The 16,693-nt window shown below is 27.6% G+C and carries 19 protein-coding genes; 16 read left to right on the forward strand and 3 right to left on the reverse strand.

Annotated elements, in window-relative coordinates:
* Positions 1 to 217 precede the first annotated feature (217 nt).
* The gene (locus HCG70_RS00005) at positions 218 to 1,162 is read right to left on the reverse strand and encodes a magnesium transporter CorA family protein (protein ID WP_042401852.1); all 945 of its coding nucleotides are present in this window, start codon (positions 1,160 to 1,162) and stop codon (positions 218 to 220) included.
* A gap of 295 nt (positions 1,163 to 1,457) precedes the next feature.
* Between HCG70_RS00005 and HCG70_RS00010 the strand changes: the two genes are divergently transcribed.
* From HCG70_RS00010 to HCG70_RS00055, 10 genes are all read left to right on the forward strand, one after another.
* On the forward strand, positions 1,458 to 1,943 hold the full coding sequence (locus HCG70_RS00010; RefSeq protein WP_042401854.1) for a hypothetical protein: 486 nt from the start codon (positions 1,458 to 1,460) through the stop codon (positions 1,941 to 1,943).
* A gap of 279 nt (positions 1,944 to 2,222) precedes the next feature.
* Complete coding sequence (locus HCG70_RS00015; RefSeq protein ID WP_042401857.1) at positions 2,223 to 2,441, forward strand: sigma factor G inhibitor Gin; 219 nt, start codon at positions 2,223 to 2,225, stop codon at positions 2,439 to 2,441.
* A 38-nt stretch (positions 2,442 to 2,479) separates the two neighbouring features.
* On the forward strand, positions 2,480 to 3,157 hold the full coding sequence (locus tag HCG70_RS00020) for a deoxynucleoside kinase (RefSeq protein ID WP_042401861.1): 678 nt from the start codon (positions 2,480 to 2,482) through the stop codon (positions 3,155 to 3,157).
* A 242-nt stretch (positions 3,158 to 3,399) separates the two neighbouring features.
* Positions 3,400 to 3,735: a cyclic-di-AMP receptor gene (locus HCG70_RS00025; RefSeq protein WP_042401863.1), complete on the forward strand. Its 336-nt coding sequence runs from the start codon at positions 3,400 to 3,402 to the stop codon at positions 3,733 to 3,735.
* Positions 3,736 to 3,759: 24 nt separating this feature from the next.
* Positions 3,760 to 4,692 carry a DNA polymerase III subunit delta' gene (locus tag HCG70_RS00030; protein WP_042401866.1) on the forward strand — a complete coding sequence of 311 codons (933 nt, stop codon included), beginning with the start codon at positions 3,760 to 3,762 and terminating at the stop codon, positions 4,690 to 4,692.
* A gap of 2 nt (positions 4,693 to 4,694) precedes the next feature.
* Positions 4,695 to 5,600, forward strand: a complete 906-nt coding sequence (locus HCG70_RS00035; protein ID WP_042401872.1) for a stage 0 sporulation family protein — start codon at positions 4,695 to 4,697, stop codon at positions 5,598 to 5,600.
* A 12-nt stretch (positions 5,601 to 5,612) separates the two neighbouring features.
* The gene (locus HCG70_RS00040) at positions 5,613 to 5,816 is read left to right on the forward strand and encodes a heavy-metal-associated domain-containing protein (protein WP_042401875.1); all 204 of its coding nucleotides are present in this window, start codon (positions 5,613 to 5,615) and stop codon (positions 5,814 to 5,816) included.
* Between the two features lie 106 nt (positions 5,817 to 5,922).
* A complete protein-coding gene (locus HCG70_RS00045; RefSeq protein ID WP_042401880.1) occupies positions 5,923 to 6,093 on the forward strand; it encodes a DUF362 domain-containing protein in 171 nt (56 codons plus the stop codon).
* Positions 6,094 to 6,348: 255 nt separating this feature from the next.
* Positions 6,349 to 6,804 carry a CtsR family transcriptional regulator gene (locus HCG70_RS00050; RefSeq protein ID WP_042401882.1) on the forward strand — a complete coding sequence of 152 codons (456 nt, stop codon included), beginning with the start codon at positions 6,349 to 6,351 and terminating at the stop codon, positions 6,802 to 6,804.
* A gap of 110 nt (positions 6,805 to 6,914) precedes the next feature.
* The gene (locus tag HCG70_RS00055) at positions 6,915 to 9,353 is read left to right on the forward strand and encodes an ATP-dependent Clp protease ATP-binding subunit (protein WP_042401884.1); all 2,439 of its coding nucleotides are present in this window, start codon (positions 6,915 to 6,917) and stop codon (positions 9,351 to 9,353) included.
* Between the two features lie 83 nt (positions 9,354 to 9,436).
* Here HCG70_RS00055 and HCG70_RS00060 read toward each other — a convergent pair whose 3' ends face one another.
* A complete protein-coding gene (locus HCG70_RS00060; RefSeq protein ID WP_172676176.1) occupies positions 9,437 to 9,598 on the reverse strand; it encodes a hypothetical protein in 162 nt (53 codons plus the stop codon).
* A gap of 138 nt (positions 9,599 to 9,736) precedes the next feature.
* Here HCG70_RS00060 and HCG70_RS00065 point away from each other — a divergent pair, with 138 nt between their 5' ends.
* The 4 genes from HCG70_RS00065 (at position 9,737) to disA (ending at position 13,981) form a co-directional block, all read left to right on the forward strand.
* Positions 9,737 to 10,459, forward strand: coding sequence for a GntR family transcriptional regulator (locus tag HCG70_RS00065; RefSeq protein ID WP_042401888.1), 723 nt, complete (start codon positions 9,737 to 9,739; stop codon positions 10,457 to 10,459).
* Complete coding sequence (gene nagB, locus HCG70_RS00070; protein ID WP_055277291.1) at positions 10,456 to 11,187, forward strand: glucosamine-6-phosphate deaminase; 732 nt, start codon at positions 10,456 to 10,458, stop codon at positions 11,185 to 11,187. The genes HCG70_RS00065 and nagB overlap by 4 nt, the downstream gene beginning before the upstream one ends.
* 115 nt (positions 11,188 to 11,302) lie before the next feature.
* Positions 11,303 to 12,694, forward strand: a complete 1,392-nt coding sequence (gene radA / locus HCG70_RS00075; protein WP_042401892.1) for a DNA repair protein RadA — start codon at positions 11,303 to 11,305, stop codon at positions 12,692 to 12,694.
* Positions 12,695 to 12,916: 222 nt separating this feature from the next.
* Positions 12,917 to 13,981, forward strand: coding sequence for a DNA integrity scanning diadenylate cyclase DisA (gene disA / locus HCG70_RS00080; protein WP_042401894.1), 1,065 nt, complete (start codon positions 12,917 to 12,919; stop codon positions 13,979 to 13,981).
* Between the two features lie 70 nt (positions 13,982 to 14,051).
* On the opposite strand, the gene HCG70_RS00085 is transcribed toward disA, so the two are convergent.
* The gene (locus HCG70_RS00085) at positions 14,052 to 14,450 is read right to left on the reverse strand and encodes a hypothetical protein (RefSeq protein ID WP_042401898.1); all 399 of its coding nucleotides are present in this window, start codon (positions 14,448 to 14,450) and stop codon (positions 14,052 to 14,054) included.
* 257 nt (positions 14,451 to 14,707) lie between these two features.
* Between HCG70_RS00085 and HCG70_RS00090 the strand changes: the two genes are divergently transcribed.
* Together HCG70_RS00090 and ispD are read left to right on the forward strand one after the other, a co-directional pair.
* Positions 14,708 to 15,823 carry a PIN/TRAM domain-containing protein gene (locus HCG70_RS00090; RefSeq protein ID WP_055277287.1) on the forward strand — a complete coding sequence of 372 codons (1,116 nt, stop codon included), beginning with the start codon at positions 14,708 to 14,710 and terminating at the stop codon, positions 15,821 to 15,823.
* 12 nt (positions 15,824 to 15,835) lie between these two features.
* Positions 15,836 to 16,510, forward strand: a complete 675-nt coding sequence (gene ispD / locus HCG70_RS00095) for a 2-C-methyl-D-erythritol 4-phosphate cytidylyltransferase (RefSeq protein WP_221697329.1) — start codon at positions 15,836 to 15,838, stop codon at positions 16,508 to 16,510.
* Positions 16,511 to 16,693: the final 183 nt, after the last annotated feature.

The following is a 16,693-nucleotide window of genomic DNA, read 5'->3' on the forward strand; positions in this document are numbered from 1 at the left end:
GCGCCATAGCCAAGTGGTAAGGCAGAGGTCTGCAAAACCTTTATTCCCCAGTTCAAATCTGGGTGGCGCCTCCAAAAAACCTACAAGAATTACTTGTGGGTTTTTTATTTTGTCTTTTTATATAAATGATAAAAAATAATTAAAATAAAAGTTATTCACAATATAAAATAAAATATCCACAACTAATTTTAAATTGGTTGTGGATATTTTTAATATTTTAGCTAAACATATCTTTTTTGTATAAGATAAAGGCAGTAAAAAGTGTTAAAAGAATTGTAAGGAAAATAATTATAACAAAACCTTGTGGGTTGTTCTGAAGTGGCAATTCTACATTCATTCCAAATATACCACCAATTATAGTTGGAATAGCCATTAATATAGTAACAGAAGCTAAAACCTTCATAACTATGTTAAGGTTATTAGATATAACAGAAGCAAAGAAATCCATGGTACTAGATAAGATATTACTATAAATATCGGTCATTTCTATTGCTTGCTTATTTTCAATAATTACATCTTCTAATAAATCTTGATCATCTTCATATTTTTGCATGATATCCATTTTTAACATTTTCTCTAAAGTTACTTCATTAGCCTTAAGTGAAGTAGAGAAATAAACTAGTGATTTTTCTAATGAATGTAATTGGATTAATTCTCTATTTTTCATAGATTTATGTAATCTTTTTTCAATCATTACACTTTTTTTATCAATTTGTCTAAGATAAATTAAATAGTAAGTTGAAATTCTATTTAAAATTTGAAGTATGAATCTAGATTTCTTAAAAGAAAAGAATGATTTTACACGACCATTTATAAAATCAGTTATTATTCTACTATTCTTTAAACATACTGTAATAATCTCTTTTTCAGAGTGAATTATAGCTAGAGGATAAGTATCGTAAGTTAAAGAGTTATCTTCCATTTCTGTAAAAGGAATATCTACTACTACTAATGTAAACTCATCTTCTACATCTATTCTAGAAGTTTCTTCATCATCAAGTGGGGCTCTTAAAAAGCTTAAGGGAACTCCAGTCTTTTTTGAAATTAATATTAACTCTTCGTCAGATGGGGCAACAATATTAATCCAACAGCCATTTTCTATAGAATCTAATTGTTTTAACGTTGAATCTGTTTCACTTATGCTTTTATATATTTGAATCATTAATATACCTCTCTATTAATTATGAAATTTATAATAAGATTATAACATAAAAGGAAATTTAAATCTGTCATTAATATTTGAATAGTATACATTTACAGGGGATATAAAGATATAAGAAGTTAAACATTAATGATTAATAGTTAGCTTAGATAAGATATTTCAATTTCTTTAATATATAGTGGACAAGATAGTGATATTAAAGAAAATATAGAGTTTGTAATTCTATATATAAAATTAGTATAATCAAAATATTGTCAGAGAAAATAAGATAGAAATATTTGGGGGAAGTCCACATATGCATAAGGAGATTAAGCAGGGGAAAAAGACAGTTGCAATTATAATTTCATTATTAACTATTACAGTTGCACTATATATATACCAATTTTCTAAAATGACTTTAGGAAGAAATGTTACCATTAAATTTATATTAGAGGCTCTTTTAATAATGACAACACTAATAGTTTTATTTATAGAAACTAGAAAGTGTAAAATTGCATATAAGTACTGTATAATTTCTGATAAACTTATAATTAATAAGATAAACAGTAAAAACGAAGAAAATGTGGAGAGCCTAAAAATAAAAGATATAATTTATATTGGTGAAAAAAGTAATGTTCCTAAAGAGTATAGTAGATGTAAATGTAGTAGACACTATATTAGAAAATTTGATAAGGCAAAAAAATTATTATGTATATATAAAAAAGAAGGGAAAATATATAAATTTGTTTTTGAGCCAAGTGATACTTTAGTTTCACGTATAAAATCTTCTAGTCAACATTAAAAATTATAAAATTTAAATAGTAGGTTGAGATAGTCATTAAAATTTAGCATGACTATCTCATTTTTTTATTTCTAATATTATTTGAAGAAAATATATTTTTCTTATTTTATATATGATTTTTATTTTAGAAACATTTATAGAATGAACTACAATATGATTTTAAATACTAGGATTATTACTCCTATTTAGTTTAAACAAAATATTTACATAAATAAGACAATAGAAGGTATATAGATTAAATAATGGGCAAGACTTAATAAAAAAGGGAGGGTTAATTTTATGGATATTAGTAGTAAGGATATATGGAGAGATACAGAAAAATATTGTATAATATGTGAGAATGAATGTGTTGGAAATGGAATTCAAATAATGAATAATTTTATTTGTGATAGATGTCTTGAAAAAATGAATATGATAGATATTAATAGCGATGAATATGAAGTAATAAAAAATAAGATAAAGAAGTCTATTACAAATAAGATAATAAAAAATAAATAAGTTAAATAGAACTTAAGATGATCGAAAGGATGAGAAGGATGGGTAAAGGTAAATTAATAATTATTGAATCAGGTTCAGATGCAAGTGGAAAGGCTACTCAGTCACAAAGATTATATGAAAGATTAATAAGTGAAGGAAAAGAGTGTTTAAAAATAACTTTCCCTGATTATGCGAGTGATTCATCAGCTCTAGTTAAGATGTACTTAAATGGAGATTTTGGAAAAGATCCAAATGATGTTAGTCCATATATCTCATCAACTTTTTATGCAGCTGATAGATATGCGTCTTATAAGACTAAATGGGGTGATTTTTATGAGAATGGTGGAATTATTATAAGTGATAGATATACTACCTCAAATATGGTACATCAAGCCGCTAAACTAAATGGTGAAGAAAAAGAGAAATTTATTGAATGGTTATATGATTTAGAGTTTAATATTTATCAAATTCCAAAACCAGATCATGTTATATTCTTAGATGTTGATCCAGAAGTAAGTCAAGAGCTTATGAGAAATAGAGCTAATAAGTTTACAGGAGAAGAAGCAAAAGATATTCATGAAAGTAATAAGGAATATTTGATAAATTCATATAATAATTCTTTATATATTGCAGAAAAATACAATTGGGATGTTATCAAGTGTTGTAAGAATTCTAAGCTTAGAAGCATAGAAGAAATTAATGATGAAATTTATGAAAAAGTAAAAAAATATATATAAATTTAAGATGGGTTGTTTAAAAGAAGGGATTATTTATAAGGAAAGTTCTTTGTTTTTAACAATCCTTTTATCTTTATTACAAACTTTGTATTAGTATTAATGATTTGATATAGATAATAGTAGAAAATGAAAATAAAAATTCATATAATACATTATTTTAAGAGAAAATTTAGTAAATTCTTATATATTTATGATAAAATATATAAGAAGAATTTATTAGTATAAGAGTGGAGGTATATGGTATGAAACTAGTTTTAGCTATAGTACAAGATGATGATGCTATAGATTTAATTGAAGAGCTTACAGATAAAAATTATAGGGTAACTAAATTAGCAACTACAGGAGGTTTTTTAAAATCAGGGAATACTACTTTAATGATTGGTGTTGAAGAAAAAGTAGTAAAGGATGTTGTTAAAGTCATTGAGGATGTTTGTAAAAAAAGAAAAGAAATGGTATCTACACCAACACCAAGTACAATTGGCAGTGGATCAGGAATGTATATGCCTTATCCAATTGAAGTAGAAGTGGGTGGAGCTACAGTATTTGTTTTAGATGTTGATCAATTTTATAAAGTTTAATTAAGTTGATTAGGAGGTGAATGTATGAGAAACTTTATAGGATATAGTGATTTAATTAATAATTTTAAGGATAGATGTTTAAAAAATACACTTTCTCATGCACACCTCATTGCAGGAGAAGATGGAATTGGAAAAAGTAAATTAGCTAATATTTTAGCTAAGCTTATTTTAAATGGAGATTTAGAGAGAGAATATGTAGATATAATCAATTATAAGAGTAGTAAGGCATCTTTTGGAGTAGATGAGGTTAGAGATATAATTGAAGAAGTTTCTAAAAAGCCTTTTGAAGGTGATAGAAAAGTGATAATTATTCATGAAGGAAATAAGCTTACTATTCAAGCTCAAAATGCACTTTTAAAAACCATAGAAGAACCACCAATAGGAGTTCACATAATAATATTGTGTGAAAGTTTAGAGTTAATTTTAGATACAATAAAATCTAGGTGTGAAATATATAAATTAACACCATTAACCAAGAATGAATTATATGAATATATAAAAATTAAGGGCTTTGATTATAATGAAAGTGATATAAGATCTGCAATAGCTTTTAGTGAAGGAATACCAGGAAGAATAGATAGATATTTTAATGATGAAAACTTAAGGGAATTAAGAAATAAAGTTATTGAATTAATTAAGAGCTTAAATAAAAATGATGTAGAAATTGTACTACAACAAGAAGAAGCTCTAAGTACTTTAAAAGATAATAAAGAAGAAGTATTAAATATATTTGGCTCTTTTATTAGAGATATTTTAATAGATAAGGAAGTTGAAAATGAGGAATTTATCATAAATGGTGATAAACTTGATGATATAAGAGAACTTACTAAAGAAATGTCATTTAGAAAGTTAAATAATATGATAAAGACAATAGAAGAAGCACGTAAAAATATTAAAAGTAATGTTAGTTGGGTAATGACACTACGAGTAATGTTAATGGGCTTCATGGAGGGTTAATTATGATAAAGGTTGTAGGAGTTAGATTTAAAAAGGCTGGAAAAATATATTACTTTGATCCAGCAGATATGAATATACAAAAGGATACATATGTAGTAGTTGAAACCGCTAGAGGTATTGAATTTGGAGAATGTGTAATAGGAATAAAAGAAATAAATGAAAATGATATAGTTGCACCACTTAAGAGTGTATTAAGAATAGCAACTGAAGAAGATATAGATAGACATTTTAAAAATAAAGATAAAGAAAAAGATGCATTTAATATATGTTTAAAGAAAATTCAAGAACATGGATTAACCATGAAACTTATAGATGTAGAATATACTTTCGATAATAATAAAGTTATATTTTATTTCACAGCAGATGGAAGAGTTGACTTTAGAGAATTAGTTAAGGATTTAGCAACAATATTTAAAACTCGTATAGAGCTTAGACAAATAGGAGTTAGAGATGAAGCTAAGATGTTAGGTGGTCTTGGGCCTTGTGGTAGACCAATGTGTTGTTCTAGCTTTTTAGGAGACTTTGCATCTGTTTCAATAAAGATGGCAAAAGAGCAAAACTTATCACTTAATCCAACTAAAATATCAGGGATTTGTGGAAGACTTATGTGTTGTTTAAATTATGAACAAAGTACTTATGAAGATATTAGAAAAAGAATGCCTAAAGTTGGTTCGATAGTAAAGACAAGTGAAGGCACAGGAGAAGTATTTTCAAATAATATTGTTAAAGAAAGTGTTAAGGTTAAGCTTAAAAAGGGCGAAGAAGAAATATTAGAAGAGTTTAAAATTGATACTATTGAACTTATTAAAGGTCATTATGAGGATTCAGTTGATGATGATGATATAAAATTAGAAGTAGAATCTGAAGAAGATAGAAAGTTAATTAAGAATTTGATTAAGGGTAACTAAGGAGGATAATTAATGAAAGAGCTAGTTAGAATTTCTAATTTAACTAGTCATGCAGATATCTTAAAAATCAGAAGTATAGTAAGTGATTACGAAGGGGTTCTAGCATGTGAAATTAATTTAAATAAAAAAGAGGTACATTTAGTGTATGATAAATTGAGCGTTTCTATAGATGAAATAATTAATGCTATTGAAATGGCTGGTTATATGGTTATTTAGTATATAAATTATAGAAAATAGTATAAATTTAACTTTGCCTTTAAAAAGAAAAGTATGTATGATAAAATAGTTATGTTATTAATAAGTAATGGGGAGGTGTTTTTTAATGGCATACGCAATCAATGATTCTTGTGTTAACTGTGGAGCTTGCGCTGCAGAATGTCCAGTTAACGCTATAAGCCAAGGAGATACTCAATTCGTTATTGATGCAGATACTTGTATCGATTGTGGAAACTGTGCAAATGTTTGTCCAGTAGGAGCTCCAGCTGAAGCTTAATTCCAATGAAAAGAGTCGTCATATTATGATGACTCTTTTTTTTATGGAGAAAAATAATTTATATCAAAAATATGATTTAGATAATATTATAAATAAAATAGTTAAAAAAATTAAAAATAATAATAAGTTGTACCTATTTTAATAAATCTCTAATAATATAGCCCCAAATAATTAAATTATAGAATAGACATAAAAAAAATTTTTATATATAATTAAAGTCAAATAAGGTCAAAGTATGTTTAGGAAGGTGAAATTGTGGCAAGAATTTCAGATATAATAGCACAGTTTATAAATGACATGATAGAAGATAAAAAGGATAAGGAGGTAATTATTCAAAGAAATGAATTAGCAGATAAATTTAATTGTGCTCCATCTCAAATTAATTATGTATTAACAACTAGATTTACTTCTGAAAAGGGATATATGATTGAAAGTAGAAGAGGTGGCGGCGGTTATATAATAATCAAAAGAATAGAATATAATAATAAAGAAAAACAAGTAGAGGCAATAAATAAAGCTATTGGAGAAAGTTTAACCTATAGTGCAGCTTTATTATTATTAGAGCATTTATATGAAACTAATTTAATAACTAAAAGAGAGCTTGAAATTGTAAAAATATCAATTAACGATAGAACATTATCAAATGCAGAAGATAAAAATAAGCTAAGGGCAGAAATACTTAAGGGTATTATAATGGTTATTTTATCATAATAATTATAGTAGATGATAAAACAAGTAGTGATAAAGGGTTGGGTCATATTTGCAGAATATAATAACAAGTTATATTTAATCTATATTTGATTATATTTGGAGGTGACACTGTGATTTTTGGGAGGTTTACAGAAAGAGCGCAAGTTGTATTAGTAGAAGCACAACAAGAGTCTCAAAGTTTTAAGCACGGTTATATTGGAACAGAACATGTTTTATTAGGGATATTAAAAGAAAATGGATATGCAGGACAGCTTTTAACTAATAAAGGAATTACTATAGATAAGGTAAAAAAGATGACTGAAGATTATCTAGGTTTTGGTGATGACGAAGTTTCAACAGGCGAAATGTTATTAACACCAAGAGCAAAGAGACTTTTTGATGATAGTTTAGATATAGCAAGAAAGTATGGGCATAGTTTTATAAATCCTGAGCATATATTACTTGCATTAATAAATGAAGGAGAAGGTGTTGCTTTTACTATTTTAACAAGTAGTAAGGTTGATTTATCGTCTATTAAGCAAGAGTTAGATAAATATATTTCTGGAAATGAGCTTAGAGAAAGTAAAAAGTCAGTACAAAGGGAAAAGAAGCAAAATAAAACTCCAGTATTAGATCAATATAGCACTGATTTAACTCAAAGTGCCAAGGAGGGAAAATTAGACCCTGTAATTGGCAGAGAAGAAGAAACTCAAAGGGTATTGGAAATACTGTGTAGAAGAATAAAAAATAATCCTTGTCTAATTGGTGAACCAGGTGTAGGAAAAACTGCTATAATTGAAGGATTAGCACAAAAAATTATTTCTGGAGATGCACCAGAAAGTTTAAGGGATAAGAGATTATTAGTTTTAGATATAACATCTATGATTGCAGGAGCAAAATATAGAGGTGAATTTGAGGAAAGATTAAAGAAGGTAATGAATGAACTTAAAAATGAAGATGATATTATAATCTTTATCGATGAAATTCATACTATAGTAGGAGCTGGAGGAGCAGAAGGTGCTATAGATGCTTCTAATATTTTGAAACCTGCTTTAGCAAGAGGGGAAATAAAATGCATAGGGGCAACAACAATTGATGAATACAGAAAGCATATAGAAAAGGATGCTGCATTAGAAAGAAGATTTCAAACAGTTAATGTTGAGCCTCCATCTAAAGATGAAACTGTAAATATTTTATTTGGATTAAGAGATAAATATGAATCACATCACAAAGTTAAGATTACAGATGGTGCATTATATATGGCTGTAGATTTATCAGATAGATATATAAGTGATAGATATATGCCTGATAAAGCTATAGATTTAATAGATGAAGCAGCGGCAAAAGTAAGGATTTCAAGATTAACTCTTCCACCTGAGATTAAGAAAAAAGAATTAGATATTGAAAAAATAATTAGTGAAAAAGAAGAGTCAATTAAAAATCAAGATTTTGAAAAAGCTGCTAATTTAAGAGATAATGAAAAGCAACTAAAAGAAGAATTTGAAAAGATTAAAAATGAATGGAGAGCACATAGTTGTACAGAAGTTCAAATAGTTGATGAAGATGATATTGCAAAAGTTGTTTCAATATGGACTAAGGTTCCAGTAGAAAAATTAACCGAAAAAGAATCTGTTAAGTTATTACATCTAGAAGATACTCTAAGGCAAAGAGTTGTAGGTCAAGATGAAGCGATAAAAGCTTTAACTAGGGCAGTTAAAAGAGCAAGAGTTGGACTTAAGAATCCTAATAGACCAATTGGAACTTTTATTTTCTGTGGACCAACAGGTGTAGGTAAAACTGAACTTTGCAATGTTTTAGCAGAAGTCATGTTTGGGAAAATAAGCAATTTAATCAGAATTGATATGTCTGAATATATGGAGAAGCATTCAGTTTCAAGATTAATTGGAGCACCTCCAGGATATGTAGGATATGAAGAGGGTGGTCAGCTATCAGAGGCTGTAAGGAGAAAACCTTATTCAGTAGTATTATTAGATGAAATTGAAAAGGCTCATCCAGATGTATTTAATATATTACTTCAAATTATGGAAGATGGAAGATTAACTGATGGAAAGGGCAAGACAGTAGACTTTAAAAATACTATAGTGATTATGACATCTAATGTAGGAGCTCAAAAATTAAAGAGTCAAAGAAAAGTTGGATTTGATACTAATTCTAATTTAAAAGAAGCAGAATATGAGAAAATGAAGGACGTTGTATTAGGAGAATTAAAGAATGCCTTTAAGCCTGAATTCCTAAATAGGGTAGATGATATAATAGTATTTAATCAGCTAAAGGAAGAAGATACATTACAAATAGTAAATATAATGCTAAAAGATACAATAAGTAGATTAAAAGAAAAGAATATAGATTTAATTTACGATGAGGATTTAAATAAATTCCTTATTAATAAAAATAAAAATCTTGAATTTGGTGCAAGACCTTTAAGAGGTATAATTAATAGAGAAATAGTTGATAAGTTAAGTGATGAATTACTTAAAGGTGAAATTAAAGTTGGAGATAAATTAAAGGTTGAATGCAGAGATGAGATATTGGTATTTTCCCATAGGTAAATGTTAAGAAATTTAAGGGGAATAAATAATGTAAAAGAGTAAGGTGATAAATAAATCGCCTTACTCTTTTTTATAATATTAAGCTATTTAATATTATTATCATTATCTAGGTTAGAATTAATAACCATGTTTTCTATGCAGTTTGAAGTAGAGTTATCGACATAATCGCTAGATAAATTTTTAGGTTTATAATCATTTAAAATGTTTTTTGAAGGAACATTATTAAAATAAGATTTATCTATCAAAATACCATCTCCTTGGAATTTATATAGATAGTATTTCCATATAATAAATAAATATGTATATTTTATATTAAAAAAAATCCTTAACTGGTATAGACAACTATATGTATGTATAATATAATAAATTTGGGAGTGATATTTATGATAGATAAAAATAGTCCGATACCGGTGTATTATCAATTAAAAAACGATTTAATAAAAAAAATTGCAAAAGGTGTTTGGAAGCCGGGTGAATGTATTTCAAGTGAAAGAGAGCTTTGTGAAATCTATGAAGTAAGTAGAATGACTATAAGACAAGCTATTGGAGAGCTAGTTCAAGAAGGAATTTTGCTTAGAAAAAAAGGTAAAGGAACATTTGTATGTGAGCAAAAGGTAAATCAAAAGGATATGATGAGCTTTACTGAAATGATTAATCAAAGCGGAAGAAAATTGGACACAAAAGTTATAGAATTTGAAGTTATAGATACGCCTGATGATATGCAAGATATTTTTATATTAGATAAGTTGTACAAAATAACAAGAAAAAGAATAGTAGATGGAGAGAGCATTGCTTTGGAAACAGTATATATTCCGGTAGATTATTGTGGAAGTATTAATAAAGAAATGCTATCTGGCTCATTATATAAGATTTTAGAAGGATTTGGATATACAATTACTCATTCAAATTCATCAATAATTGCAGTTAATGTTAATGATGAGATAAGAGGATTATTAGAATGTGAAAAGGATACTCCTATATTAAAGACTATTAATAAGACATTTACTAGTTCGGATAAGCTTTTATTTTTAGAAGAGGCATACTACAAATCAGATAAATTTACATTACAAGTTAATATTTCAAGAAAAGAGGGAGAATTGTTATGAATTTAATAGTTGTTGATAATTATGAAGAATTAAGTAAGGTAGCAGCAAAAGAGTTTGCTAAAGTAATAAATGAAAAACCAAATGCAGTTTTAGGTTTAGCAACTGGAGGATCTCCAGTTGGAATGTATAAAGAATTAATTAAGATGTATGAAAATAAAGAATTAGATTTTTCTAAAATTACAACAGTAAATCTAGATGAATATGTTGGATTAAATCCTGAACATGAACAAAGTTATAGACATTTTATGAATGAAAATTTATTTAAGTACATTAATGTAGATATAAAAAATACTTTTGTTCCTAATGGACTAGCTAAAGATTTAGAATTAGAATGTAAAGAATATGATAAAAAGATTGAGGAACTAGGTGGAATAGATATTCAACTTTTAGGTGTAGGAAATAATGGACATATAGCATTTAATGAACCAGATGAAGAACTATCTTCAGGAACTCATATAATAACATTAACTGAAGATACTATTAAAGCTAATGCAAGATTTTTTGCTAATGAAGCCGATGTACCAAGAAGAGCAATAAGCATGGGTGTAGGCGGAATAATGAAGTCAAAGAAAATAGTTTTAATTGCTTCAGGAGAAAGTAAAGCAGAAGCTATTAAAGGATTATTCTCAGGAAAAATAACAACAGATAACCCTGCTTCTATGTTACAAATGCATAGAGATGTTACAGTAGTTGTAGATAAAGCAGCAGCGACACTTATAAATGAATAATAATTTTAAAAATGAGGTTTTTATGTAGCCTCATTTTTTTATATTTGAAGTTATGTTATATTATAATAAAGAAAATTAGAGAATAAAATTTATATAGATAAGAGTGGTGAATAATATGGCTAAGATAAAATCTGTATTCGTATGTGAAGAATGTGGATATGAATCACCAAAGTGGATGGGGAAATGTCCTGATTGTGGAAATTGGAACACTTTTACCGAAGAACAGGTAGTACAGCAAAATAAGGCTGTAAAAGAAGCGATTAAGGTTAGAGAATTGGCAAGAAAACCTATTAAAAAGTTATCAGAAGTAACTTCAAGTAAAAGTGATAGAATTGTAACAGGAATAAGTGAGTTTGACAGGGTAATGGGTGGCGGAATAGTTAAAGATTCTATTACTATAATAACAGCACGTCCTGGTGCAGGAAAATCAACTTTATTATTACAAGTTGCTGACAATATAGCTAGAAGTGGATTTAAAGTTATATATGCATCAGGTGAAGAAAGTGATAGTCAAATTAAGAATAGGGCAGATAGAATTTTAAAAAATATTAATGATAATATTTGGGTAGTCCAAGAGACGAGTATGGATAATGTAGTGGCTGCAGTTAATGAAATAGATCCAGATTTGATTATAATAGATAGTATTCAAACATTTACTATGGATAGCTTTTTACCAGCAAGAGCAGGGTCGCCAACACAAACTATGGAGTGTGCGAATGAGTTATTAAGAATTGCTAAAGATAATAAAAGACAACGTGCAGTAATAATTGTTGGGCAAATGACTAAGGCTGATGAATTAGCAGGATTAAGAGCATTGGAACACTTAGTAGATACTGTATTAATTATAGAATGTGATACAGATGAAGAACTAAGAGGATTAGTAAGTTCTAAAAATAGATTTGGAAGTACTGGGGAAACAGGTTTTTTCCAAATGTCTGAAAAAGGAATGGTATCAATAGATAATCCATCGGAGTTTTTTATGACTAAAAGGGAAGAGGGAGAAGTTGTTTCAGGAAGTACTTTAACTGTTATAAAAGAAGGATCTAGACCTATAATTACAGAGGTAGAAAGTTTAGTATCTAAAACATTTACTCCGTATCCTACAAGAATTGGAGAAACATTAGGTAAGGATAAGCTTAATACTTTAATATCTATTTTGGAGCAAAGAGGCGGAATAGGACTTTATGATAAGAATGTTATTATAAAGACTACTGGCGGAATGAGAATAAAAGAACAAGGTATAAATTTGGCTGTTATTATGAGTATAGTTTCATCTGTAAAACAAAGGGGAATTGAAGCAAATATTGCTTTTATAGCTGATGTAGGTCTTACTGGTGAATTAAAAAAGGTACCTTCAATAGAAATTAGGGTAAAGGAACTTGCAAGAATGGGATTTAAGAAAGTATATGTAGCAAAAGATTCATTTAGTAAAGAAGTAAATATACCTAATATAAAAATAATGGCTATGAAAACATTAAATGATGTTATAGCAGATGTATATAGATAATATAATTATGGAAAAAAGTAAGTATAATAATTTATACTTACTTTTTTTGTAGAAAAAACTATAAAGAATATTATTTATAAATATTTACAAAATTATTGAGTTAATAATTATATAATAGTAATATTATATATGTTAGGAAAATGAATAATAATGATAAGTTGATAAATATTAGCTTAATTATATAAATAGAGATATGAATTGAAAATAAAGTTAGGTGATTGCATGAGAATTAAGGATGATAATGAAATAAAAAATATATTAAAGATAGTTAGTCCGGGAACATATTTAAGAGAAGGTTTAGAAAATATCTTAAGAGCTAAAACAGGTGGCCTGATAGTTTTAGGAGATTCTGATGAAGTAATGAGTATTGTTGATGGAGGATTTAATATTAACTCAGAATATACTCCAGCATATATATATGAATTAGCTAAAATGGACGGAGCAATAGTATTAAGTCAAGATTTAAGAAAAATTGTTTGTGCAAATGCACAATTGTTACCAGATCCAACAGTTCAAACATATGAAACAGGAACAAGACATAGAACTGCACAGAGAATAGCTAAGCAAACTGACACAATTGTTGTAGCAATATCTCAAAGAAGAAATATTATTACTGTATATAAAGGTGATATAAAATATGTATTACAAGACAGCAGTGTAATTTTAGCAAGAGCAAATCAAGCAATCCAAACCTTAGAAAAGTATGTAAATGTATTAGAGAGAGTAATAAATAATTTAAACATATTAGAATTTCAAGACTTAACAACTGTTTTTGATGTTGTAACTGCAATACAAAGAACAGAAATGGTAATGAGAATAGTAGAAGAAATAAAAAGATATATATTAGAGCTTGGAAATGAAGGTAGATTAATTTCCATGCAATTAAACGAGTTAATAAGATATATTGAAAGAGATGGAATTCTTTTAATAAGAGATTATTGTGGAGAAAATGCTGATCATAACAACATTTATAAAGAAATTCAAAAGTTAAATTCTGAAGAATTAGTAGATTTAGAAATTATAGCAAAGGTGCTTGGATTTGGAGGAGTATCATTAGTAGATACATTAATTTCACCTAAGGGATATAGAATATTATTCAAAATCCCAAGAATACCTACTAATATAATCGAAAATTTAATTAAACATTTTAAAGAGTTAAAATATGTAATAGCTGCAAGCAAGGAAGAATTAGATCAAGTAGAAGGAATTGGAGAAGCGAGAGCTACAGCTATTAGAAGTGGGTTAAAGAGAATAAAGGAACAAATTCATTTAAAGAAAGAACTTTAGTAATAAATTAAGAATATTAATATGATTTAACGGTAAAAATATATAAGCAGGTAAAAACCTGCTTATATATTTATCTAAAGGTAAATTTACCAAGTGTATTCATTTTGTCACTTTCTTTTAATAAAACATCATAAAGGTTTATATCAAGCGCATTACAAAGAGAAGTAAGATAAAATAAATTATTCCCAATTTCTCTTTCTATAACTTCACGGCAGTTATCACATAAACAGCCATCAAGATGAGTTTTTAAACAGTTTGATAAATCTTCCAATGAGTTGTCATCATTTGGCAAACATTGTTTTTTCGCATTTATCTCAATGCAACCACAGTTAGTTACGGCTTTAGCTACAGCTCTGTTAATTCTACAACTGGATTCAGTATATTTAGTTAATATATCAAGAATGCTTTTATGCCTTAGTAGGGATTCACTGACGTCATTTTGAAAGCTATCGAATATAATGTCTTTCATTTGCCTCAACTCCTTAGAAATATAATCCATAATTAAATTATAAGTATTTTCAGACAATTTTGTCAATACAAGCCTTATCTGTATTGGCTTAATATTATAATAAACAACCTGGTCATATTTTGATAGGGGGTATTAAAATTTAATTTATTCTTTAAAGTTAAATTTTAGTAATAGTAATATAAATAATATGGTATAATAAAAATGGTTATTTATAACTATTACTTAAATTAAAAGTAATTTAAATAGGAGGTGAGTTTTTGTTTAAGAAGGGATTAAAAATTATTTTTACTCTTTTGGGATTAGTGGTTGGATATATCATTGCAGAAGCTATATTAGCGATTAATACAGGGCTTAGAATTAATATTATAAAAGGTGTAGTAGCTACTACAATATTCTATATTTTAAGTGTTTTACTTTTCGGAATTATTTTTTATTTTATTTCCCCAGGATTATATAAATTAATATCTAACACTATAGATAAAATTGAAAAAAATATTCAAAGATTAAGTGCACAAGAAGTAATTTACGGAAGTGCAGGGTTGTTAATTGGATTGATTATTGCAGCATTTATAGGTGCTCCTTTATCAGGAATATTTGTAGGAATACATCCTGCAATTGGACCAATAATTTTTGTACTATTAGAACTGATTGCAGCAATATTAGGTGCTGAAATATTTGTGAAAAAGAAAGAAGATATTTCTTCAACGTTACTTATATTTAAAAGAAATAATCAAAGAGAAAGAGAAAAAGAGAAAAAGAGCAGAGGCTATGCTAAAGGAAGTGCTAAGGTTTTAGATACATCAGTAATTATAGATGGAAGAATATTTGATTTATGCCAAACTGGATTTATAGAAGGGACTTTAGTTATACCAAGCTTTGTTTTAGATGAGCTTAGACACATATCAGATTCTTCAGATTCATTAAAAAGGAATAGAGGAAGAAGAGGATTAGATATATTAAATAAAATTCAAAAAGAATTAGAAATTGAAACTCAAATTTGGGAAGGTGACTTTAAGGATATTGCTGAAGTTGATAGCAAGTTATTGAAATTAGCTCAAAAGTTAGGTGGAAAAGTAATTACTAACGATTTCAATTTAAATAAAGTTGCAGAATTCCAAGGAGTTCCTGTTTTAAATATAAATGAATTGGCTAATGCAATTAAGCCGGTAGTACTTCCAGGGGAAGAAATGAAAATTATAGTTATTAAAGATGGTAAAGAGTCAACTCAGGGTATTGGATACCTTGATGATGGAACTATGATTGTAGTTGAAGGTGGAAAGAAATACATTGGAGAAGAAATTTTAGTTATTGTAACGTCTGTTCTTCAAACATCTGCCGGAAGAATGATTTTTGCAAAACCAAAGGATAATTAAAGGAGAACTCAAATGATAAGTGCTATTATTTTAGCTGGTGGTAAGGGAAAACGTATGGGGGCACCTGTTAGCAAGCAATTTATTGAGATAAAAGGAAAACCTATTATTTATTACACTATAAAAAAATTCAGTGAAAATAAAAAAATAGACAATATAGTAGTTGTATTATCTAAAGATGAAGTAGTTTATTTTAAGGAAAATATTTTAGAAAAATATAATTTAAAAGTAGATAATATAGTTATAGGTGGTACAGAAAGACAAGATTCTGTATATAATGGACTTAAAAGTCTAGAAGATACTAATACAGATATTGTATTAATCCATGATGGAGCAAGACCTTTTATTTCTGATAGAATAATAGATGATGGAATTAAATTTGCTCAGGTTTACGGTGCGTGTGCACCAGGGGTTATGCCTAAAGATACAATTAAGATTAAAAATGAAAGTAATTTTTCGGTTAGTACTCCAGAGAGGGGAAGTTTAGTAGCTATACAGACTCCTCAAGTTTTTAAGTTCAATGAAATATTAGAATGTCATGAAAAGATAAAAATTAATAATATAGTTGTAACTGATGATACTATGGTAGCTGAAAAATTTGGTTATAGTGTATATCTTTATGATGGTGAATACACTAATATTAAAGTTACCACTCCAGAAGATTTAATTTTAGGTGAAAAGCTTATTTAATTTAAATTTCATTATATTGACAGAGTATTTTCAAGATTATATAATAAATTAATCAAAAAAGAATATTACTAAAGCAGTGATGAAGAATAGTAGAAATCGCTAATCAGAGAGAAGATCCTTTGGCTGTAAGATTTTCAACAGATTTTGAACCAGCTTTTGAGTTGTAGGTAAAAACTATCGGTT

This window comes from Clostridium sp. K04 (assembly GCF_019734375.1).
Classification (GTDB): Bacteria; Bacillota; Clostridia; order Clostridiales; family Clostridiaceae; genus Clostridium; species Clostridium saudiense.